The organism is Pseudomonas sp. NFACC16-2 (assembly GCF_900119205.1).
Lineage (GTDB): Bacteria > Pseudomonadota > Gammaproteobacteria > Pseudomonadales > Pseudomonadaceae > Aquipseudomonas > Aquipseudomonas fluorescens_Q.
The window spans coordinates 49,470-69,409 of record NZ_FPIX01000025.1 but is presented as its reverse complement, the minus strand read 5'-3'; the positions used below and the strand labels follow the sequence as shown (position 1 = coordinate 69,409).

The window sequence follows — 19,940 nt, the reverse complement described above, 5'->3', positions numbered from 1 at the left end:
GGGCTGTGGCGGGTTGGCACGAACGGGTCAGTCGGACAAGCCATCCTGGCTCGCTTCAAATAACGCCATGGCCTCGACATGCGCCGTTTGAGGAAACATATCGAGAATCCCGGCACGTTTTAACCGGTAGCCCTGCTTGATCAGTTCGACCGTATCCCGGGCCAAAGTTGCCGGGTTGCACGATACATAGACCAACCGTTTGGCACCCAGGGACGACAGTTTGCGCACCACCTCGAAAGCACCGTCACGGGGTGGGTCCAAGAGTACCGCAGAAAAGCCTTCGCCGATCCATTGGGCATCAGCCAGAGGCTGGGATAAATCGGCCTGAAAAAAGGCCGTGTTATTCAAATTGTTACTGACGGCATTGGCCGCCGCACGATCCACCATGGTCTGCACGCCTTCGACAGCCACCACCTGGCGCACGCTTTTGGCCAGCGGCAAGGCAAAGTTACCCAGGCCGCAGAACAGATCCAGCACCCGTTCCTCGGCTCGCGGTGCCAGCCATTGCAGGGCCTGGGCGATCATCGCCTCGTTGACCCCGGCGTTCACCTGGATGAAATCCCCCGGTCGGTAAGCCAGCTCAAGGTCCCAGGCATCCAGGCGAAACCCTAGAGCTTGCCCGGGCTCGACCGGTTGCGGCTCACCTTCACCGTGCAGCCACAACTGGGCTTCATGGAACGCGCAGAAGTCCTTGAGGATCGTCAGGTCGGCCTCCGACAGCGGCGCCATGTGGCGCAGCAATACCGCGAGGGACGAACCGGCGAACAATTCCACATGCCCCAACGCCTGGGGTTTGCTCAAGCGACGCAGCATCTCCGGCAGGCGGCTCATGATCGGCTGCAAGGGCTGTACCAGCACCGGGCAATCACCGATGGCGACGATGTCCTGGCTGCCGACGGCGCGGAAACCGACTTCGAGTTTTTTCGCCTTCTGGTCCCAACGCACCGCCACGCGGGCGCGACGCCGGTAACCGAATTCCGGCCCGCTCAAGGGCGCGGCCCATTCCTCTGGCACCACCCCGGCCACCCGCGACAACTGCTCGGCGAGCATGCGCTGTTTCAGGGCGAGTTGTTCGTCATGGGGCAAATGTTGGACGCTGCAACCGCCGCAGCGACCAGCATGGACGCACGGCGCCGCACGTCGCAGTTCACTGGGCAGGAACACGCGCTCGGTACGGGCCTCGACCACTTTGCCATGGGCACCGAGCACCCGCGCCTCGACTTCTTCGCCGGCCAGGGCGCCTATGACAAACCAGGTGCGCCCTTCAATAAAGGCGATGCCCCGACCGTCGTTGGCCAGGCGCTCGATGGTCAAGCGCTGCTTCTTGCCGGTGGGCACTTGCGGGGCCCGGCTTCCGCCGCTGGGCTGGAAGCGCAGGCCTCTCTCTTGCTTGGCCATCAGTTGGGCGCGTCGAAAATGCCGGTCGACAGGTAACGGTCGCCACGGTCACAGATGATCGCGACGATCACCGCGTTTTCAACTTCCTTGGACAGGCGCAGCATCCCCGCCACGGCACCGCCCGAAGACACGCCGCAGAAGATGCCCTCCTCGCGCGCCAGGCGACGGGTGGTGTCCTCGGCTTCGCTCTGGGCCATGTCGATGATGCGATCAACGCGGTCGGCCTGGTAGATCTTCGGCAGATATTCCTCGGGCCAGCGACGAATGCCGGGGATGGCCGAGCCTTCCATCGGTTGCAGGCCAATGATCTGCACGTTCGGGTTCTGTTCTTTCAGGTAGCGCGAGGTGCCCATGATGGTGCCGGTGGTGCCCATCGAGCTGACGAAATGGGTGATGGTGCCGTCTGTCTGGCGCCAGATCTCAGGGCCGGTGGAGGTGTAGTGGGCCTCTGGATTGTCGCCGTTGGCGAACTGGTCCAGCACTTTGCCACGACCCTCGGCCTGCATGCGCTCGGCCAGGTCCCGGGCGCCTTCCATGCCCTGCTCCTGAGTCACCAGGATCAACTCGGCACCGTAGGCTGTCATCGCTGCCTTGCGCTCGGCGCTGGAGTTGTCGGGCATGATCAGGATCATCTTGTAGCCCTTGATCGCCGCCGCCATCGCCAGGGCAATACCGGTGTTGCCGGAGGTCGCCTCGATCAGCGTATCGCCAGGCCGGATCTGCCCGCGCAATTCGCCACGGGTGATCATCGACAGCGCCGGCCGGTCCTTGACCGAACCCGCCGGGTTATTCCCTTCGAGCTTGAGCAAAAGCGTATTAGTGGTCACGCCGGGCAAGCGTTGCAAACGGACCAGCGGAGTGTTGCCGACGCAATCGGCGATGGTTGGGTACTGCAGAGTCATGGCGTATTCGCAATCCGGACTGCGGGGGCGCCTATCATACCGGCAAACCTGGCGCGGCCATATCACGCAAAGTAAGGGGGTTATGGCTTATGGGAATAAGCGAGCCAAGATGTGACGAGTGAGCTTGCTTCCGCCTGCCGGCGTAGCGGCCTCAAGCTATTTTCTGAGTGGCAGGGGCGAGGAGGCTGCACATCGGCTGAAACTCATCGCTAACGTCGCGAACATGAACAGTGAACGAAGTCTGATGGGGGGACCTTACACATGGAGGCGCCCCCCTACCCTCAACATCCAAACCTATACCCTCTGGACGTCAAATATCCCATCGACTTTTTGGTGATCCGAGGTCTTCACATCAAAATGACCTCTGTACTTGCTTTTCGTCTCGATGGTGTCAAGGGTCAAGGCTCCGGTTGCCGCCTCCCCCTGGAAACCGTAGAACGACATATATATCCAGATACCATGTTCCTTGATCTCATAGGTACCAGGTGCTGTCAGTGAGCTGAACTGCACGATGACAATACCCTCCCCTATGAGCCCCACAATGGAGTGACCGGGTTGATCCAGGATATGAACATCCTCGGTTTTCGTAACCTGTCCATTAAGCGAGATAGTTATTGAGCCTTTCGCATCAAGTCGGGGTGCAATCTTTACAGCTTTCAATCTTTCTTCTGCATGCTTGGTATTCATGTTGTTCTCCCGTTGTTTCTATGCAGTTCAACGAGACCGAGCTTAAACAGAAGAACAAAAACAACACCTGTCAACGTTGACAGGCCCGACCGAAGGTCCGATGGGCGAGTCTGAGCGGACACAGGCCCGGAGGTTGCTTGCCAGGTCATTACAGGACTGGCAGTACGGATGCGCGGGCAGGCATGATTTTTACGAAGATTGCCCGCCCGCAAATCGCTACACTGCGCAGGTATTGCATGCCGGATGCGTGCAAGTTCAATCAAACCCGCTGGATGCAGGAGACAAGTGTGCTCAAGAAACTGGGAATCAAAGGCCGTGTGCTGTTGCTGACCCTGTTGCCGACCAGCCTGATGGCGCTGGTCCTGGGCGGCTATTTCACCTGGATGCAGCAATCGGAGCTGCATGCCCAGTTGTTGCAACGCGGTGAAATGATTGCCGAACAACTTGCTCCGCTGGTCGCCCCAGCCATGAGCCGCCAGGACATCGATCTACTGGAGCGCATCGCCACCCAGTCCCTCGAACAGGCGGACGTGCGCGCCGTCACCTTCCTCGCCCCCGACCGCGTACCACTGGCCCACGCCGGCCCGACCATGCTCAACCGGGCGCCGGAGGGCAACAGCACGCAGCTACTGCAACGCACTGGCAACGACGCCACGCGCTACTTGCTGCCGGTATTCGGCAAGCACCGCAACCTGGCGGGCGAACTGATTCCCGAAGAAGCCGACCGCCTGTTGGGCTGGGTCGAGTTGGAGTTGTCCCACAGCGGTATGTTGCTGCGCGGCTATCGCAGCCTGTTCGCCAGCCTGCTGCTGATCGCCGCAGGCCTGTGCCTGACCGGCTTGCTGGCCCTGCGCATGGGCCGCACGATCAACCGCCCACTGAGCCAGATCAAGCAGGCCGTGGCACAACTCAAGGACGGTCACCTGGAAACCCGCCTGCCGCCGCTGGGCAGCCAGGAGCTGGACGAACTGGCCTCGGGCATCAACCGCATGGCCAGTACCTTGCAGAACGCCCAGGAAGAATTGCAGCACAGCATCGACCAGGCCACCGAGGACGTGCGCCAGAACCTGGAAACCATCGAGATCCAGAACATCGAGCTGGACCTGGCCCGCAAGGAAGCCCTGGAAGCGAGCCGGATCAAATCCGAGTTCCTGGCGAACATGAGCCATGAAATCCGCACGCCGCTCAACGGTATCCTCGGCTTTACCCACCTGTTGCAGAAAAGCGAACTGACCCCGCGCCAGCTCGACTACCTGGGCACCATTGAAAAATCCGCCGACAGCCTGCTGGGGATCATCAACGAGATCCTCGACTTTTCGAAGATCGAGGCCGGCAAGCTGGTGCTCGACAGCATTCCGTTCAACTTGCGCGACCTGCTGCAGGACACCCTGACCATCCTCGCCCCCGCCGCCCATGCCAAGCAGTTGGAACTGGTGAGCCTGGTCTACCGGGACACGCCACTGTCGCTGGTGGGCGATCCACTGCGCCTCAAGCAGATCCTCACCAACCTGGTGAGCAACGCCATCAAGTTCACCCGCGAGGGCACCATCGTCGCCCGGGCCATGCTCGAAGACGAGCACGAAGACAGCGTGCAGTTGCGCATCAGCATCCAGGACACCGGCATCGGCCTGTCCAACCAGGATGTGCGGGCGCTGTTCCAGGCGTTCAGCCAGGCTGACAACTCGCTGTCGCGGCAACCGGGGGGCACCGGCTTGGGCCTGGTGATTTCCAAGCGCCTGGTGGAACAGATGGGCGGGGAAATCGGCGTCGACAGCACACCGGGCGAAGGCTCGGAGTTCTGGATCAGCCTGCGCCTGCCCAAGACCCGTGACGATGCCGAGGACCTGCCCGGCCCACCGCTGCTGGGCCGGCGTGTAGCGGTGCTGGAGAATCACGAACTGGCCCGCCAGGCCTTGCAGCACCAGCTCGAAGACTGTGGCCTGCAAGTGACGCCGTTCAACACCCTGGAAAGCTTGACCAACGGCATCACCATCGCCCACCAGACCGATCAGGCGATCGACCTGGCCGTGCTGGGCATCACCAGCAACGACATGCCACCGGAGCGCCTCAACCAACACATCTGGGACCTTGAGCACCTGGGCTGCAAAGTACTCGTGCTGTGCCCCACCACCGAACAGACCCTGTACCACCTCTCGGTGCCCAACCCTCACAGCCAGCTCCAGGCCAAGCCGGCCTGCACCCGCAAGTTGCGCCGCGCGCTTTCCGACCTGGTCAACCCGCGCCCGACCCGCAGCGACCCCCACGAACCGGTTTCCAGCCGCGCCCCGAAAGTGCTGTGCGTGGACGACAACCCGGCCAACCTGCTGCTGGTGCAGACCCTGCTCGAAGACATGGGCGCCAAGGTGCTGGCCGTGGAAAGCGGTTATGCGGCGGTCAAGGCCGTGCAGAAGGAAACCTTCGATCTGGTCTTGATGGACGTGCAGATGCCCGGCATGGACGGTCGCCAGAGCACCGAGGCGGTCCGCCAGTGGGAAAGCGAGCGGCACTGTACGCCGCTGCCGATCGTCGCCCTCACCGCCCACGCCATGGCCAACGAAAAGCGCGCCCTGCTGCAAAGTGGCATGGATGATTACCTGACCAAACCCATCAGCGAGCGGCAACTGGCCCAGGTGGTGCTCAAATGGACTGGCCTGGCCCTGCGCAACCAGTCACCGGAGCGCAGCGGCGATGCCCCGGGCGGCAGCGAACTGTTGGTGCTCGATCACGAAGAAGGCCTTCGCCTGGCCGCCGGCAAGGCTGACCTGGCGGCGGACATGCTGGCGATGCTGCTGGCCTCCCTGGAAGCCGACCGCGAAGCGATCCGCCAGGCCATCGAGGCCAACGATCACAACGCACTGATCGAACGCGTCCACCGCCTGCACGGCGCCACCCGCTACTGCGGCGTACCGCAATTGCGGGCGGCCTGCCAGCGCAGCGAAACCCTGCTCAAGCAACAGGATCCCAAGGCCGCCGACGCCCTGGAAGAATTGGAGCGGGCCATCAACCGCCTGGCCAGCGAGGCGCGTATCAGCGCCTGATCCAGGGCAATGGCGACCGGAGCGATGGCGGTTAAGCTGGGTCTATTCCAATGCCAGGAGGCCGCCATGCGCGTGATTTTTTTCAGCAGCCAGACCTACGACCGCGACAGTTTCACCAAGGCCCCGACGCCCGCGGGCCTTCAATTGCAATTCCAGCCCGCCCGCCTGAACCTCGACACCGTGGCCCTGGCCGAACGGCATGAAGTGGTGTGTGCCTTCATCAACGATGACCTCAGCGCCCCGGTGCTGGAGCAACTGGCCGAAGGCGGCACGCGGCTGATTGCCCTGCGCTCGGCCGGCTACAACCATGTCGACCTGCTCGCCGCCCAGCGCCTGGGCTTGAGCATCGTCCGGGTGCCGGCCTACTCGCCCCACGCCGTGGCCGAACATGCCGTGGCATTGATCATGGCCCTCAATCGCTGCCTGCACCGCGCTTACAACCGCACCCGGGACGGCAATTTCAGCCTTCATGGGCTGACCGGGTTCGATCTGGTGGGCAAGACCGTGGGCGTGATCGGCACCGGGCAGATCGGCGCGACGTTCGCACGGATCATGGCAGGCTTCGGCTGCCAGTTGCTGGCCTACGACCCCTACCCCAACCCGCAGGTCGAAGCCTTGGGCGCCCGCTACCTGCCCTTGGCCGAGCTGCTCGCGCAGGCGCAGATCATCAGCCTGCATTGCCCGCTCAATGAACAAAGCCGACACCTGATCAATGCCCAATCGCTTGCTGCGATGCAACGCGGCGCCATGCTGATCAATACCGGGCGCGGCGGCCTGGTGGACACACCGGCCTTGATCGAGGCGTTGAAAAGCGGCCAGTTGGGCTATCTGGGCCTGGATGTCTACGAGGAAGAAGCCCAGCTGTTTTTCAAGGACCGCTCCGACCTGCCCTTGCAGGACGACGTGCTGGCCCGGCTGTTGACCTTCCCCAACGTGATCGTCACCGCCCACCAGGCATTCCTGACCCATGAAGCCTTGGCGGCGATTGCCATGACCACCCTGGACAACATCGCCGCCTGGGCAGCCGGCACGCCGCAAAACCTGGTGGATGGCTGATCCGCTCTAGCCAGTCCCCCCCTGTAGGAGCTCGCTCCCACAGGGACTTTGGTCGAGCTCCAATTTCGGCTTCACACAAACCCAATGTGGGTTGTCTGGGCTGACGCCATCGCGAGCTCGCTCCCACAGGGATGGAGTTTCGTCGGTCAGATCCCTTATGGAGCATCCAAAGCCATGCCCCGTGCTAGCATGTCGCGCCTATTTGGAGGACCCATGGCCGAACACGATTTCCGCTACACCCTGATGAACCCGCAGCACACCTTGACCGAAGTCCGCGCACTGGCGCCGGGCCGCTACCAGGTCACCGGCAATGGCGGTTCGATCCAGGCCAACGATGTGTTGCTCGTCACGCTCAAGGGCAGCAAGGACTTGTCCATGCGCCTGACCGTGGACACCGTGCGGCACCTGCTCAAGCCCATGGGCCAATGGACCGCCATGACCACCGGCCCGGTGTTCGGTGAACTGGCGATCCACACCTGGCAGGTCAACTGCGACGGCTGCGCCAAGGAACTGAGCTTCGAATTCGCCGTCGATGCCAAGCTCGGCGTCAAGGCCGAAAAACCGGCCGCCACTGCACGGATCGCCGAACTGGGCTGGATCACCGTGGGTGAAAAACACCTGTGCCCGAAATGCCAGGAAGCCGCCTGATGAAACGTTTGGCCCTGTCCGCGTTGATCGGCATGAGCCTGATGGGCTGTGCCGCTGAACCTGTACAGCTGCAACATAACCGCAGCTACATCCTGGAGTGGATCGGCGAACGGCCATTGATGGACTACAGCCACCTAACCATCACCCTTGGGGATGACGGTCGCGCCTATGGCAATGGCGGCTGCAACCACTGGTTCGCGCCCTATACCCTGGAAGGCCATCGTCTGAGCTTCGGCAAGATCGGCAGCACGCGCAAACTCTGCGCCCCGGCACTGATGGAGCAGGAGAAGCGCTTCTTGCAGGCGCTGGAGAAGGTCGAACGCTGGGACATCTCGCCCATCGAGCAAATACGCTTCTGGCCGGCCCAGGGCAAGCCGCTGCGGTGGTGGTTGGAAGAGGGCTGAGGCCTCCAGGGAAAGATCCTGAATCTGGCATGGATCCCCTGTGGCGAGGGGATTCATCCCCGCTGGGCTGCGCAGCAGCCCCCTGCGTCCCGTCTGACAAACTGCAGCAGCAAATAGATCTGGGGCCGCTTCGCAGCCCAACGGGGATGAATCCCCTCGCCACAAGGGATCCCACCGGTCAAAACAAGGGTTATTTGAACGCCTGCAACGCTTCAAGCTTGGCCATCACCCCCGCCGCCGTCTGCTCCCCCAGCAACTGCTCGCGCACCTTGCCCTTGTTATCGATGATGTACGTCACCGGTAGCCCTTCGCTGCGAGGAAGGTCGAAGATCTCGGCTGGATCCCGGGCCAGCACCGTGAAGCGAATCCCCATCTTGTCGCTGGCGCTCTTGAGTTCTTCGCCCTGCACCTGGTCGAAGTTGACCCCGAATACACCGACGTTGCGCCCCTTGAGCTGTTCGGCCAAGGCATTGAATTCCGGGATTTCGGTACGGCACGGCGCACACCATTCGGCCCAGTAGTTGAGCACCACCCATTGTTTGTCCAGCCGCTGCGAGGCGATGGCCTGGCCGTTCTGGTCCACGCCGTAGTCGTTCCCGCAGCCGGCGAGCAACAAAATGCCGATAAATGTCAGTGCCGCCGTCAATCGCCTTGCCATGTGCCAATCCTTGTCTGAATGTGAACGCTGCTGCGACCCGTCGCCTCTCTCAGGTGCTAGGGGCTTCGCGGCACAGTAGAATAGCCGCCACCTTACGCAAGATGCGACCCACTCATGACCGATCTGACGCTTTATCACAACCCGCGCTGCTCGAAATCCCGCGGTGCGCTGGAACTGTTGGAGGCCCGTGGCCTGACGCCCACCGTGGTCCGCTACCTGGAAACCCCACTCGACGCCACCCAGCTTGAACGCCTGCTGGGCAAGCTCGGCACCACCGCCCGGCAATTGCTGCGCACCGGCGAGGACGAATACAAAGACTTGAACCTGGCCGACGAAAGCCTGAGCCAGGCCCAGTTGATCGCAGCCATCGCCGCGCACCCGAAACTCATGGAACGGCCGATTCTGGAAGCCGGGGAAAAGGCCGTGATCGGCCGTCCGCCGGAGAAGATCCTGGAGATCCTGCCGTGACCACGCCGTACATCCTGGTGTTGTATTACAGCCGCAGTGGCGCCACCAACGAAATGGCCCGGCAAATCGCCCGTGGTGTCGAGCAAGCCGGGCTGGAAGCCAGGCTGCGTACGGTGCCGGCCATTTCCGCCGAGTGCGAAGCGGTTTCGCCAGACATTCCAGAACAAGGCCCGCTCTACGCCAGCCTCGATGACCTGAAGAACTGCGCTGGCCTGGCCTTGGGCAGCCCGACCCGTTTCGGCAACATGGCCGCGCCGCTCAAGTACTTTCTCGACGGCACCAGCAACCTGTGGCTGACCGGCGCGCTGGTGGGCAAACCGGCCGGGGTGTTCACCTCCACCGCGAGCCTGCACGGTGGCCAGGAAACCACCCTGCTGTCGATGATGCTGCCGCTGCTGCACCACGGCATGCTGATCACCGGCCTGCCCTACAGCGAATCGGCCCTGATCGACACCCAGGGCGGTGGCACGCCCTACGGCCCGAGCCATCACGCCGGAGCCGACGGTAAAAGCGGCTTGAACGAACATGAGATTGCCCTGTGCCGCGCCTTGGGTTTGCGCCTGGCGAAAACCGCCCTGTTGCTGGAGAACGGCCGTGGCTAAGAAGCCGAAGATCCTGCCTTCGATCCAATGGCTGGAACCGCGCGTACGCCTGGCTCGCGTTCTCAGCCTGCTGTGCTTTTTCGTCCTGGTGGGGCTGCTCAGCGCCTACTACCTGCTGATCGCCGACCTGCACGGCGCGCGGCCCTGGGTGATTCTGCTGATCGAACTGGTACCGCTGCTGATACTCGCCCCCGGCATGCTCACTGGCAGCGCCCGCGGACACTCGTGGATGTGCTTCGTGGTGAACCTGTATTTCATCAAGGGCGCACTGGCAGCCTATGACCCGAACCGGCAACTGTTCGGCGTGCTGGAAATGGCGGCGAGCGTGGCGGTGTTCTGCTCGGCGTTGTTGTATGTGCGCTGGCGGTTCCAGTTGAACCGACGGTTGGCTGGCGAGGGAGATGTCTCCGTCGCCTGATAAACCGCTATCGCGAGCAAGCTCGCTCCCACAGGGTGCCATCGAGTCCCTGTGGGCGAGCTTGCTCGCGATGGCCGCAATACGGTCTCAATGATTCACGGTATACGCCAGCATCATCGATATCTGGCTCATGGGCCTTCCCCCGCTCTCTTCATGCCACTGGTTGAAGGCATTCTGCACCGTCGCCAGGTCCCGCTGGCTGGTGGGGACTTTGTCGATGATCTTCTGGGCATTGAGCGCCGCCACGACGTCATAACTGGACGTGAAGGTGTCCTTGCCCATCATCCGCAGGTAGCGCGGCGCTGAATGGCCGCCCAACTGATGGCCGTGTTTCTTCAGGTAGGTCCACAGCCCGACGATGTCAGTCACCGGCCAGTCGGCGACCAGCGCGCCGAAGCTGCCCTTTTCATGGGCCACATCCAAGATCATTTGCGCATTGCGTGGCACGCTCTTGAGCTTGCCCAGGTGGCGGATAATCCGCGTGTCCTGCATCAGTCGCTCCAGATGTTCTGCGCCCATCAGCACGACTTTTTCCGGGTCGAACTTGAAGAATACTTCCTCGAACGCTGGCCACTTGGCATCCACCAGGCTGTGCTTGAGCCCGGCGCGGAAGACTCGCAGCGCCATGGTCGAGAGGTAGCGGTCGTCGCTGATCTTGCGCAATTGCGCCGGGGTATTGGGAACCGGCAGATGGGCTTCCAGTTCAGCCGCCGAACCGAAGCGATTCAGACAGTACTCGTGCAGCCACTTGTAGTCGCGCATGCCCTCTCCTGGGGTTGGAACTGAAAACGGCGCCCGCGAGCGCCGTGAATAAAAACCCTGCCCTCGTCAGAGGTTCACCACATTGACGAACCGCGGCGTGGCGTTTTCATCGATACGCAGGTTGGTGAAGTCGAACAGGTTGCGGTCCGCCAGTTGCGACGGGATGACGTTCTGCAGGCCACGGAAAATGCTCTCGGTACGGCCCGGAGTCTTGCGTTCCCATTCCTGGAGCATCTCCTTGACCACCTGGCGTTGCAGGTTTTCCTGGGAGCCGCACAGGTTGCAGGGGATGATCGGGAATTGCTTGAAATCCGAATAGGCCTGGATGTCTTTCTCGCTGCAATAGGCCAATGGCCGGATCACCACGTTGCGCCCGTCATCGGCCCGCAGCTTGGGCGGCATGGCCTTGAGCGAGCCGTTGTAGAACATGTTCAGGAAAAAGGTCTCGACGATGTCGTCGCGGTGGTGCCCCAGGGCCATCTTGGTTGCGCCGATCTCGTCGGCGAAGGTGTAGAGCGTTCCGCGCCGCAGGCGTGAGCACAGCGAACAGGTGGTCTTGCCTTCGGGAATCAGTTCCTTGACCACCGAATAGGTGTCTTTCTCGACGATGTGATATTCCACACCCAGCGACTCAAGGTAGGCCGGCAGCACATGCTCGGGGAACCCGGGCTGCTTCTGGTCCATGTTTACCGCGACGATGTCGAACTTGATCGGCGCAACCTTCTGCAGATGCATCAGCACATCGAGCAAGGTATAGCTGTCCTTGCCGCCAGACAGGCAGACCATGACCTTGTCGCCGTCCTCGATCATGTTGAAATCGGCGACCGCCTCACCGGCCAGGCGGCGCAGGCGCTTTTGCAGTTTGTTCTGGTTGACCGTAAGAGTGCCCATGACGCGAAATCCGTGAGGTGTGACGAAAGGGCGGCATTTTACGCAAAAAACCCACTTTCGGCGAAGGCTCATGACGAACCCTATTGTGGCGAGGGGATTTATCCCCGTTGGGCTGCGCAGCAGCCCCTTCATCAGGGCTGACCTACTGGGAACCAATGGATTGGGGGCGCTTCGCGCCCCAACGGGGATAAATCCCCTCGCCACAGACTTATCGGCGATTAACGTTCCCTTCTACAGCGCGATTTGCTCTAAGCCCCCCATCCCCCTTGGGGTGACTCCTTTCTATACTGCGACATAAGGTCGCACACACTTACAGACCTTTACTTACCCGGCCATTTGGCCCGTAGGCGCTCCGTTGGGGGGCGATGGCAATAACAAAGGAGTGACTGACTATGATCCATCACGTCGTGGGGCTCTTTACCCACCCTGATCAAGAATGGAAAGAAATCCGTGGCGATCAGGAGGAAAGCATCAGCCACATGTACCTCACCCACACGCTGATCCTGGCGGCCATTCCCGCGGTATCGGCATTCATCGGCACCACGCAGGTGGGATGGGTCATCGGCAATCGTGCACCGGTCATGCTTACCCAGGAAAGTGCGCTGTGGATGACCGTCATGTCGTACCTGGCCATGTTGGGCGGTGTTGCAGTGATGGGCGCCTTCATCCACTGGATGGCCCGAACCTATGACGCCAACCCGAGCCTGGCCCGTTGCGTCGCGTTCGCCACCTACACCGCGACACCGTTGTTCATCGGCGGCCTGGCGGCGCTCTACCCGCACATGTGGCTGGGGATGATCGTCGGCACGGCGGCGATCTGCTACACGGTCTACCTGCTGTATGTGGGCTTGCCGACGTTCATGAACATTCCCCAGGACGAAGGTTTTCTGTTTTCCAGTTCGGTGCTTGCCGTAGGCCTGGTGGTGCTGGTAGCCATCATGGCGTTCACGGTGATTGTCTGGGGGCTCGGCGTCGGCCCGGTCTATACCAATTGAAGGATTGAAACGGTCCCGATAGTACCCTCCAATAAAAACAGGATCTGCCGACACAGGCCGCCGCAAGGCGGCCTTCCTGTGTTTGAGCCGCTCGAAACGACCGCTGGGCGCCTGGACGATTCGCAACGGTCGACGCTTGCGGCATACTCGGGCTTCTGGAGACCCGTAAAGCATGCTCGAGCAACTCAATACCCGCGTCGAAGAGTGTTACCAACAAGCCGAATCCTTTTTCAAACGTCCTTTCAAACGCCCGGTGGTCAGCTTCAAATTGCGTGGCCAGAAGGCCGGCGTTGCGCACCTGCATGAGAATCTGCTGCGCTTCAATCCACAGTTGTACCGGGAAAACGCCGAAGACTTCCTCAAGCAGACCGTCGCCCATGAAGTCGCGCACCTGATCGCCCATCAACTGTTTGGCGAACGCATCCAGCCCCATGGCGAAGAATGGCAACTGATCATGCGTGGGGTGTACGAACTGCCGCCCAACCGCTGCCACACCTACGAAATCAAACGCCGCAGCGTGACCCGCTACATCTACAAATGCCCCTGCGACGGCAGCGACTTCCCGTTCTCGGCCCAGCGCCACAGCCTGGTGCGCCAGGGGCGGCGGTATTTGTGCCGTAGCTGTCGCAATACCTTGGTGTTCAGTGGAGAAACCCGGGTCGAGTAGTCAAGCTTCGTGGTGTCTGGGCTTGCTCGCGAAGAGGCCCTAAAGGGCACTACAAAATCACCTTGGCATCTCGCAATTGAGCGATCCGCTGCGCACTAAACCCCAACTCCCCCAACACCTGATCCGTATGCGCCCCCAGCCTCGCGCCAATATGCCGAGGCTCGGGCAACCCTTCGGAAAATCTCAACGGACACGCCATCTGCGCCTGGCTCGAACCATCGCCCCGGGGCACCTGCATCACCAGCTCCCGAGCCTGTAACTGCGGATGCCGAACAGCTTCCTCCAGGCTCAGGACCGGCTCGACGCAGGCATCGATTCCTGCAAACAGGCTGCACAGTTCGGCAAAATCGTGTTTTTCAAACTCGGCTTGCAGCGCCTGCTTAAGAGCGTGTTGCTGTTCAGGCTTGGGCGACAACCCCAGGGCCGCCAGTTCCGGCCGTCCCAAGGCCTCGCACAACGCCTGCATGAACACCGGTTCCAGGCTACCCACCGACATCCAGCGACCATCGCGGGTGCGGTAATAGTCATAGAAGCTGCCGCCGTTGAGCATCTGTTTTTCCCGCCCCGGCTCGACACCGCAGGCCAGGTAACCGGCACCGGCCATGGCGTTGAGGCTGAACACACAGTCAGTCATGCTCACGTCAAGATGCTGCCCCTGACCGGTTTGCTGGCGGGCGATGACCGCCGCCAACAGCCCGATCACCCCATGCAACGAACCTCCGGCGATGTCCGCCGCCTGGATCCCCAGCGGCAACGGACCGCTGTCGGCGCGGCCGGTGTGGCTGGCGAGCCCCGCCAGGGCCAGGTAATTGATGTCGTGACCAGCGCGATCCTTATAAGGGCCGGTCTGGCCGTAGCCGGTGATCGACACGTAGATCAGCCGCGGATTGATGGCTTTCAAGGCGTCGTATCCCAGGCCCAGTCGCTCCATCACGCCGGGGCGGAACTGTTCCAGCAGGATGTCGTAGTCCTCCAGCAATTGCGTGACCACCGCCAACGCTTCCGGTTGTTTGAGGTCCAGGGCCAGGCTGCGCTTGTTGCGGTTGAGGTAGGCGTGGCTGGCCGAGGTGCCCTGATCGTGGGGCGGCAGCACCCGCAGCAGGTCCTGGCGGGTCGGCGACTCGATTCGCAACACCTCGGCCCCCATGTCCGCCAGCAACAGCGAGGCGAACGGGCCAGGCAGCAGGGTCGAGAAGTCCAGAACCTTGAGCGATGCCAATGGGCCTTGCATAGCGATCTCCGGTGGGTGATGGACTCAAGACTAGGCAGGGGTTGGTGGTAGGGCAATTACCGCAGGTGTCACTGGGGATGACCATTGCGCTCACGGCTGGCACTGATCCCTTTGTGGCGAGGGGATTTATCCCTGTGGGGCTGCGCGGCAACCCTCTTCGTCCCGCCCGAAAAACCCACAGGCAGATAATCCTGGAGGCTGCTGCGCAGCCTATCGGGGATAAATCCCCTCGCCACAAAAACAGATTCTTTCCTGAATAATTCAGCTCAATAAAAAACCCGCCGAAGCGGGTTTTTCATTACAGCCTGAAGATTACTTCACAGTGACTGGAGCAGAGGACTCAGCCGCTGCAATCTGCGCCGCCGCGATCTGCTCGTCATCTTCACGGACATCGGCGATACCACGACCACCGGAAGCCAGCTCGGTGTGCAACTGATCTTCGTCCAGTTCCTTGACCCACTTGGCCACCACGATGGTGGCGACGGCGTTGCCCACCAAGTTGGTCAGGGCGCGGGCTTCGGACATGAAGCGGTCGATGCCCAGGATCAGCGCCAGGCCGGCCACCGGCAGGTGACCTACGGCCGACAGGGTGGCCGCCAGTACGATGAAGCCGCTACCGGTCACGCCGGCCGCGCCTTTGGACGACAGCAACAGCACCAGCAGCAGGGTGATCTGGTGAGTCAGGTCCATCGGGGTATCGGTGGCCTGGGCGATGAACACCGCCGCCATGGTCAGGTAGATCGAAGTACCGTCGAGGTTGAACGAGTAGCCCGTCGGGATCACCAGGCCTACGACAGATTTCTTGGCGCCCAGGCGCTCCATCTTGATCAGCATGCGTGGCAGGGCCGATTCCGAGGAGGAAGTACCCAGCACGATCAGCAGTTCTTCACGGATGTAGCGGATCAGCTTGATCACGCTGAAGCCGTGGGCGCGGCAGATGGCGCCCAGCACCACCAGCACGAACACCACACAGGTGATGTAGAAGCAGATCATCAACTGGCCCAGTTGCACCAGCGAACCGACACCGTAGGCACCGATGGTGAAGGCCATGGCACCGAATGCACCCAGTGGAGCCAGCTTCATGATCATGTTGATGATGATGAACATGACGTGGGCGAAGCGATCGATGAAGTCCAGCACCGGCTTGCCGTAGGCACCCAGGCGATGCAGGGCGAAGCCGAAGAGCACCGAGAACATCAGCACTTGCAGGATGTCGCCGTTGGCGAACGCGCCGACGATGGTGTTCGGGATCACGTTGAGGATGAAGGCAATGATGCTCTGGTCTTTACCGGCCGAGATGAAACCGGCGATCTTGCTGGTGTCCAGGGTCGACACGTCGATGTGCATGCCGTTGCCCGGCTGCACGACGTTGACCACGACCAGGCCGATCAGCAGGGCGATGGTGGAGACGATTTCGAAGTACAGCAGCGCGTAACCGCCGGTCTTGCCGACCGACTTCATGTTCTGCATGCCCGCGATACCGCTGACGACAGTGCAGAAGATGATCGGGGCGATGACCATTTTGATCAGTTTGATGAACCCGTCACCGAACGGCTTGAGGGCAACACCAGTCTGCGGGTAGAAGTGGCCGAGCAAAATGCCGATGGCAATGGCTACGATCACCTGGAAATACAGGGATTTGTACAGTGGCTGACGAGTCGTCATGGCAAACCTTCCTCAAGAGTCCCGTTTGACGACTTCCACCTGTCGTCCACGGCACCTCAATTGCGAACCCTCCTGCACTGGAGGGATTTGTTTTTTGTCGGCTGCACACGGCAGACCTGTGTGCTGTATCGCAAGGCTCGTGCCATTTTTCAGAAAACCCCTACAAGCGCTGTAGCAGAAGGGTTCTGGAATTATTCACGAGTTAAACACGGGCGTTGAATGTGGCGGATTTCCGCCCACGGGACGTTTATCACTCCGGGATTTGGCGGATATCCGCCTTGTCGGGCCGCAGTGCCCTGCTACCATCGCCCGCTTAACGGACGGATTCCAGCCATGCGCCAACGCACGATCGCCAGCCACTTCGCCCGCGCAGCCTTGGGCGGCGCGCGCCGGCAAGGCTTCGACTATGTTCCTGTGCTGCAACAGCTGGGCATCAGCCCAGAACTGTTGGACGAGCCGCGCGCGCGGATTGCGCCTGAGCAGTTCGCGCGCCTGTTGCAGGCGCTGTGGCTGGCACTGGGGGACGAGTACCTGGGATTCGGTAGGGCTGCGAGTAAACCCGGGACGTTTGCCATGATGTGTCACGCGTTGATCCACTGTCGGACCCTGGGCAAGGCCCTTCAACGCGGCTTGCTGTTCTACAGCCTGTTCCCCGACGCGCCGAGCCTGACCCTGGAAGCCGAAGGTGAGCGAGTGCGGCTGGTGCTGGACGATTCGACGCTGTGGGACCCGGATCATTTCCTGACTGAAAGCTTGCTGGTAGTCTGGCATCGCCTGGCCAGTTGGCTGATCGGCCAGCGTATCGGCCTGGAACAGGCGACTTTCGGCTACACCAAACCCGCCCACGGTGCCGAATACGACTTACTTTTCCCCTGCCCGCTGGTGTTCGAAGCGCGCCGCAGCAGCCTGTTGTTCCACAGCCGTTACCTGGACATGCCACTGCTGCAGGACGAACGCACCCTCAAGCATTTCCTCGAACGCTCCCCCGCCGACCTGCTGTCGCGCCCGGATGATGGGCACAGCCTGAGCAGCCAACTGCGCCGCCTGCTCAGCCGCGACACCGCCCGCTGGCCCGACCTGGACACCGTCGCCGGCCATCTGCACATCAGCCCGCAGACCTTGCGCCGGCATTTGCGTGAGGAAGGCACCAGCTTTCAGGAACTCAAGGATCAGCTGCGGCGGGATATCGCCATCTATCACTTGGGGCGGGCGGACTTGTCGTTGCAGCAGATTGCCGAGCAGTTGGGGTTCTCAGAGCCATCGGCGTTTCACCGGGCGTTCAAGAAGTGGACAGGGCTGACGCCGGGGGCTTATCGGGAGCAGGAGAACTGAGTGGTGACATCCAAATCCTGTGGGGAGCCCGCCCCACCGAAAATATTCCAGTCAAGCCACCGAAAAATGAATCCTGAACGCCGCCCCGCCCAACTCTGAATCCCCCAGGGTCAACTTGGCGCCGTAGCTCTCGATGATGTCTTTCACCACCGCCAGTCCGATCCCCTGCCCCGGATGCTGGCGATCCAGTCGCTCGCCCCGCTGGAGAATCCGCGCACGTTGATCCGGTGGCACGCCCGGCCCGTCGTCCTCGACACTCAACTCCATACCGCCGAGGGTCTGGTGCACGCTGACGCGCACCTCGCCCAGGCACAGCCGATAGGCGTTTTCCAGCAGGTTGCCGAGCATCTCCAGCAAGGCGCCCTGTTCGATCGGCACCTGGCAGTGCTCCGGCAGATCGAAACTGACATTGACTCGTTTGTCGCGATAGACCTTGTCCAGGGTGTCACACAGGCTTTGCAGCACCGGGCGCAAGCGCACCTGATGGCGCACCAGTCCGCTTTTGCGCAGGCTGGCGCGCTGCAACTGGTAGCCGATCTGCTGGCTCATGCGCTCGATCTGGGATTGCAGCACCCAAGCCTGTCCACGGTCCTCCGGGCGTCGGGCCATGTCTTCGCTGACGCCCTGCAACACCGCCAACGGGGTCTTCAAGCTGTGGGCCAGGTCATCGAGGGAATCGCGATAACGGCTGCGTTGCTCCCGCTCGCTGTACAGCAGGCGGTTGAGGGAACCGGTCAGGCGCAACAGTTCCCGGGGATGTTCAGTACTGAGGCTTTCCCGGGCCCCGCTTTCGATTTCGTCCAGCTCCTGGCTCAGGCGCCGCAGCGCCCGGAGGCCCCAAGTCAGGCCGATCCACAACAGCGCCAGCAACACCAGCAGGGCCGCGCCAAAGCCCAGGTACAGATTATCCCGCAGCCCTTGCAGGGTCACTTCGTAATCACGCACCGGCTGCAGGGTGACGATGCTGAACGCCGCGTTCTGGCCGCCGAGCAGCTTGATCTCGACGTCATAGACAAAAAACTCCTGGCCGTCGTTCTCGCGAATGCGCGCGAACTGGTTGCCCTGGCCGTCATAGCGTGGCGTGTAATTGATGTTTTCTTCCTGGGTGGCCTTCGAGCGCCAGACCAACCGCCCCTCGCGATCATAGATGTAGCCCAGCAGGCGAGCATCGGCGAGGTTGAAGCGCTCATCGGGCAACTGCGCCGGCATCCTCAAGCGGTTGTTTTCCACTCGGGCGGCGGAAATCAGCGTGGTCACGTCCGAAGCCAGGCGTTGCTCGATGGATTCCTGCAGCGCCAGGCTGAACGCGCCTTGCATGGCCGGCAACAAGGCCAGCATGAACAGCACCGCCAGGGTCATGGCGGCCAGCATCAACCGCAGGCGAAGCGAACGAATCACTGGCAGCGCTCGTTGAACAGGTAGCCCAGGCCGCGCACGGTATCGATCGGCTTGAAGCCAGCCGGCGCTTCCAGCTTACGGCGCAGGCGCCCGACCAGCACTTCGATGACATTGGGATCACGCTCGTCGTCATCGGGGTAAAGCTGCTCCATCAAGCGGTCCTTGGCCACCACTTGCTGGTGATGGCGCATGAGGTATTCGAGGATGCGGTACTCGTAGGCAGTCAACGCCAGCGGCTCCTCATCGAGGGATGCCTGCTTGCGGTTGAGGTCGAGCAGCAACGGACCGGCGACGATGGTCGATTGGGTAAAACCACTGGAGCGGCGCAACAGGGCGTTCAGCCGGGCCTCCAGCTCTTCGAACTGAAACGGCTTGACCACGTAGTCGTCGGCGCCGGCGGCCAGGCCTTCGACCTTGTCCTGCCAGTTGCCGCGGGCGGTGAGGATCAGGATCGGAAACGTCTTGTCCTGCGAGCGCAGCCGACGGATCAGTTCCAGCCCGCTGATGCCCGGCAAGCCCAGGTCGATCACCGCCAGGTCATGGTTGAATTCCCGGACCTGGTACAAGGCCTCTTCGGCATTGGCCACGGCCTGCACCACATGGCCGCTGTCGGTGAGACGGGTCTGCAGGTGGTGACGCAACAGCGCTTCGTCTTCGACGACCAGTAATTTCATGGAGCCTCTCCCCAGGCAAATCAAACAATCCAGTGCGGCGCACTTC

General features: G+C 61.7%; 20 protein-coding genes. 10 read left to right on the top strand and 10 right to left on the bottom strand.

Going from position 1 to position 19,940, the window contains the following annotated elements; translation table 11 throughout:
- Positions 1–27: 27 nt before the first annotated feature.
- From rlmD to BT116_RS19650, 3 genes are all read right to left on the bottom strand, one after another.
- A complete protein-coding gene (rlmD, locus tag BT116_RS19660) occupies positions 28–1,398 on the bottom strand; it encodes a 23S rRNA (uracil(1939)-C(5))-methyltransferase RlmD (protein ID WP_072346486.1) in 1,371 nt (456 codons plus the stop codon).
- Entirely contained in the window at positions 1,398–2,300 is a 903-nt protein-coding gene (gene cysM, locus BT116_RS19655; RefSeq protein WP_063324750.1) for a cysteine synthase CysM, read from the bottom strand. Before cysM ends, rlmD begins: the two co-directional genes overlap by 1 nt.
- 294 nt (positions 2,301–2,594) lie before the next feature.
- A complete protein-coding gene (locus tag BT116_RS19650) occupies positions 2,595–2,987 on the bottom strand; it encodes a hypothetical protein (RefSeq protein WP_072346484.1) in 393 nt (130 codons plus the stop codon).
- Positions 2,988–3,274: 287 nt separating this feature from the next.
- On the opposite strand from BT116_RS19650, the gene BT116_RS19645 reads away from it, so the two are divergent.
- The 4 genes from BT116_RS19645 to BT116_RS19630 all read left to right on the top strand — a co-directional run bounded on the left by BT116_RS19645 (position 3,275) and on the right by BT116_RS19630 (position 8,133).
- On the top strand, positions 3,275–6,025 hold the full coding sequence (locus BT116_RS19645; RefSeq protein ID WP_063325240.1) for a response regulator: 2,751 nt from the start codon (positions 3,275–3,277) through the stop codon (positions 6,023–6,025).
- Between the two features lie 66 nt (positions 6,026–6,091).
- On the top strand, positions 6,092–7,081 hold the full coding sequence (locus BT116_RS19640; protein WP_063324748.1) for a 2-hydroxyacid dehydrogenase: 990 nt from the start codon (positions 6,092–6,094) through the stop codon (positions 7,079–7,081).
- Between the two features lie 213 nt (positions 7,082–7,294).
- Positions 7,295–7,729, top strand: coding sequence for a hypothetical protein (locus BT116_RS19635; protein WP_072346482.1), 435 nt, complete (start codon positions 7,295–7,297; stop codon positions 7,727–7,729).
- The gene (locus BT116_RS19630) at positions 7,729–8,133 is read left to right on the top strand and encodes an META domain-containing protein (protein ID WP_072346480.1); all 405 of its coding nucleotides are present in this window, start codon (positions 7,729–7,731) and stop codon (positions 8,131–8,133) included. Before BT116_RS19635 ends, BT116_RS19630 begins: the two co-directional genes overlap by 1 nt.
- A gap of 190 nt (positions 8,134–8,323) precedes the next feature.
- Here the strand turns inward: BT116_RS19630 and BT116_RS19625 are convergent, their stop codons facing one another.
- Positions 8,324–8,791, bottom strand: coding sequence for a TlpA disulfide reductase family protein (locus tag BT116_RS19625; RefSeq protein WP_063324746.1), 468 nt, complete (start codon positions 8,789–8,791; stop codon positions 8,324–8,326).
- Positions 8,792–8,905: 114 nt separating this feature from the next.
- Between BT116_RS19625 and arsC the strand changes: the two genes are divergently transcribed.
- The 3 genes from arsC to BT116_RS19610 are packed head-to-tail and all read left to right on the top strand — an operon-like array spanning position 8,906 to position 10,279.
- Positions 8,906–9,259 carry an arsenate reductase (glutaredoxin) gene (gene arsC / locus BT116_RS19620; RefSeq protein ID WP_072346478.1) on the top strand — a complete coding sequence of 118 codons (354 nt, stop codon included), beginning with the start codon at positions 8,906–8,908 and terminating at the stop codon, positions 9,257–9,259.
- A complete protein-coding gene (wrbA, locus tag BT116_RS19615; RefSeq protein ID WP_072346476.1) occupies positions 9,256–9,861 on the top strand; it encodes an NAD(P)H:quinone oxidoreductase in 606 nt (201 codons plus the stop codon). Before arsC ends, wrbA begins: the two co-directional genes overlap by 4 nt.
- On the top strand, positions 9,854–10,279 hold the full coding sequence (locus BT116_RS19610; protein ID WP_072346474.1) for a DUF2069 domain-containing protein: 426 nt from the start codon (positions 9,854–9,856) through the stop codon (positions 10,277–10,279). The genes wrbA and BT116_RS19610 overlap by 8 nt, the downstream gene beginning before the upstream one ends.
- 87 nt (positions 10,280–10,366) lie before the next feature.
- On the opposite strand, the gene BT116_RS19605 is transcribed toward BT116_RS19610, so the two are convergent.
- On the bottom strand, positions 10,367–11,041 hold the full coding sequence (locus tag BT116_RS19605; protein WP_072346472.1) for a DNA-3-methyladenine glycosylase I: 675 nt from the start codon (positions 11,039–11,041) through the stop codon (positions 10,367–10,369).
- A gap of 66 nt (positions 11,042–11,107) precedes the next feature.
- Positions 11,108–11,932 (bottom strand): tRNA 2-thiocytidine(32) synthetase TtcA, encoded by an 825-nt coding sequence (gene ttcA, locus BT116_RS19600; protein WP_063324743.1) that lies wholly within the window; start codon positions 11,930–11,932, stop codon positions 11,108–11,110.
- A gap of 392 nt (positions 11,933–12,324) precedes the next feature.
- Here ttcA and BT116_RS19595 point away from each other — a divergent pair, with 392 nt between their 5' ends.
- Both BT116_RS19595 and BT116_RS19590 read left to right on the top strand, forming a co-directional pair.
- Positions 12,325–12,927, top strand: coding sequence for a Yip1 family protein (locus BT116_RS19595; protein ID WP_058542562.1), 603 nt, complete (start codon positions 12,325–12,327; stop codon positions 12,925–12,927).
- Positions 12,928–13,099: 172 nt separating this feature from the next.
- The gene (locus BT116_RS19590; protein WP_003204703.1) at positions 13,100–13,594 is read left to right on the top strand and encodes a SprT family zinc-dependent metalloprotease; all 495 of its coding nucleotides are present in this window, start codon (positions 13,100–13,102) and stop codon (positions 13,592–13,594) included.
- A gap of 49 nt (positions 13,595–13,643) precedes the next feature.
- Here the strand turns inward: BT116_RS19590 and BT116_RS19585 are convergent, their stop codons facing one another.
- Positions 13,644–14,825: a CaiB/BaiF CoA transferase family protein gene (locus tag BT116_RS19585; RefSeq protein WP_072346470.1), complete on the bottom strand. Its 1,182-nt coding sequence runs from the start codon at positions 14,823–14,825 to the stop codon at positions 13,644–13,646.
- A gap of 312 nt (positions 14,826–15,137) precedes the next feature.
- Positions 15,138–16,490 (bottom strand): dicarboxylate/amino acid:cation symporter, encoded by a 1,353-nt coding sequence (locus BT116_RS19580; protein WP_072346468.1) that lies wholly within the window; start codon positions 16,488–16,490, stop codon positions 15,138–15,140.
- A gap of 333 nt (positions 16,491–16,823) precedes the next feature.
- Between BT116_RS19580 and BT116_RS19575 the strand changes: the two genes are divergently transcribed.
- Entirely contained in the window at positions 16,824–17,822 is a 999-nt protein-coding gene (locus BT116_RS19575) for an AraC family transcriptional regulator (protein ID WP_072346466.1), read from the top strand.
- Positions 17,823–17,873: 51 nt separating this feature from the next.
- Here BT116_RS19575 and BT116_RS19570 read toward each other — a convergent pair whose 3' ends face one another.
- On the bottom strand, positions 17,874–19,220 hold the full coding sequence (locus BT116_RS19570; RefSeq protein WP_072346464.1) for an ATP-binding protein: 1,347 nt from the start codon (positions 19,218–19,220) through the stop codon (positions 17,874–17,876).
- Positions 19,217–19,894 carry a response regulator gene (locus tag BT116_RS19565; protein ID WP_014339772.1) on the bottom strand — a complete coding sequence of 226 codons (678 nt, stop codon included), beginning with the start codon at positions 19,892–19,894 and terminating at the stop codon, positions 19,217–19,219. The genes BT116_RS19570 and BT116_RS19565 overlap by 4 nt, the downstream gene beginning before the upstream one ends.
- Between the last annotated feature and the right edge of the window lie 46 nt (positions 19,895–19,940).

What these genes read in the sequence shown, in the direction of transcription:
- BT116_RS19635 (WP_072346482.1), top strand. Translation starts at nt 7,295, where the DNA reads ATGGCCGAACACGATTTCCGCTACACCCTGATGAACCCGCAGCACACC.
- ttcA (WP_063324743.1), bottom strand. Translation starts at nt 11,932, where the DNA reads ATGGGCACTCTTACGGTCAACCAGAACAAACTGCAAAAGCGCCTGCGC.
- BT116_RS19605 (WP_072346472.1), bottom strand. Translation starts at nt 11,041, where the DNA reads ATGCGCGACTACAAGTGGCTGCACGAGTACTGTCTGAATCGCTTCGGT.
- BT116_RS19640 (WP_063324748.1), top strand. Translation starts at nt 6,092, where the DNA reads ATGCGCGTGATTTTTTTCAGCAGCCAGACCTACGACCGCGACAGTTTC.
- BT116_RS19630 (WP_072346480.1), top strand. Translation starts at nt 7,729, where the DNA reads ATGAAACGTTTGGCCCTGTCCGCGTTGATCGGCATGAGCCTGATGGGC.
- BT116_RS19590 (WP_003204703.1), top strand. Translation starts at nt 13,100, where the DNA reads ATGCTCGAGCAACTCAATACCCGCGTCGAAGAGTGTTACCAACAAGCC.
- BT116_RS19580 (WP_072346468.1), bottom strand. Translation starts at nt 16,490, where the DNA reads ATGACGACTCGTCAGCCACTGTACAAATCCCTGTATTTCCAGGTGATC.
- BT116_RS19625 (WP_063324746.1), bottom strand. Translation starts at nt 8,791, where the DNA reads ATGGCAAGGCGATTGACGGCGGCACTGACATTTATCGGCATTTTGTTG.
- BT116_RS19650 (WP_072346484.1), bottom strand. Translation starts at nt 2,987, where the DNA reads ATGAATACCAAGCATGCAGAAGAAAGATTGAAAGCTGTAAAGATTGCA.
- cysM (WP_063324750.1), bottom strand. Translation starts at nt 2,300, where the DNA reads ATGACTCTGCAGTACCCAACCATCGCCGATTGCGTCGGCAACACTCCG.
- BT116_RS19575 (WP_072346466.1), top strand. Translation starts at nt 16,824, where the DNA reads ATGCGCCAACGCACGATCGCCAGCCACTTCGCCCGCGCAGCCTTGGGC.
- BT116_RS19565 (WP_014339772.1), bottom strand. Translation starts at nt 19,894, where the DNA reads ATGAAATTACTGGTCGTCGAAGACGAAGCGCTGTTGCGTCACCACCTG.
- BT116_RS19595 (WP_058542562.1), top strand. Translation starts at nt 12,325, where the DNA reads ATGATCCATCACGTCGTGGGGCTCTTTACCCACCCTGATCAAGAATGG.
- arsC (WP_072346478.1), top strand. Translation starts at nt 8,906, where the DNA reads ATGACCGATCTGACGCTTTATCACAACCCGCGCTGCTCGAAATCCCGC.
- BT116_RS19585 (WP_072346470.1), bottom strand. Translation starts at nt 14,825, where the DNA reads ATGCAAGGCCCATTGGCATCGCTCAAGGTTCTGGACTTCTCGACCCTG.
- rlmD (WP_072346486.1), bottom strand. Translation starts at nt 1,398, where the DNA reads ATGGCCAAGCAAGAGAGAGGCCTGCGCTTCCAGCCCAGCGGCGGAAGC.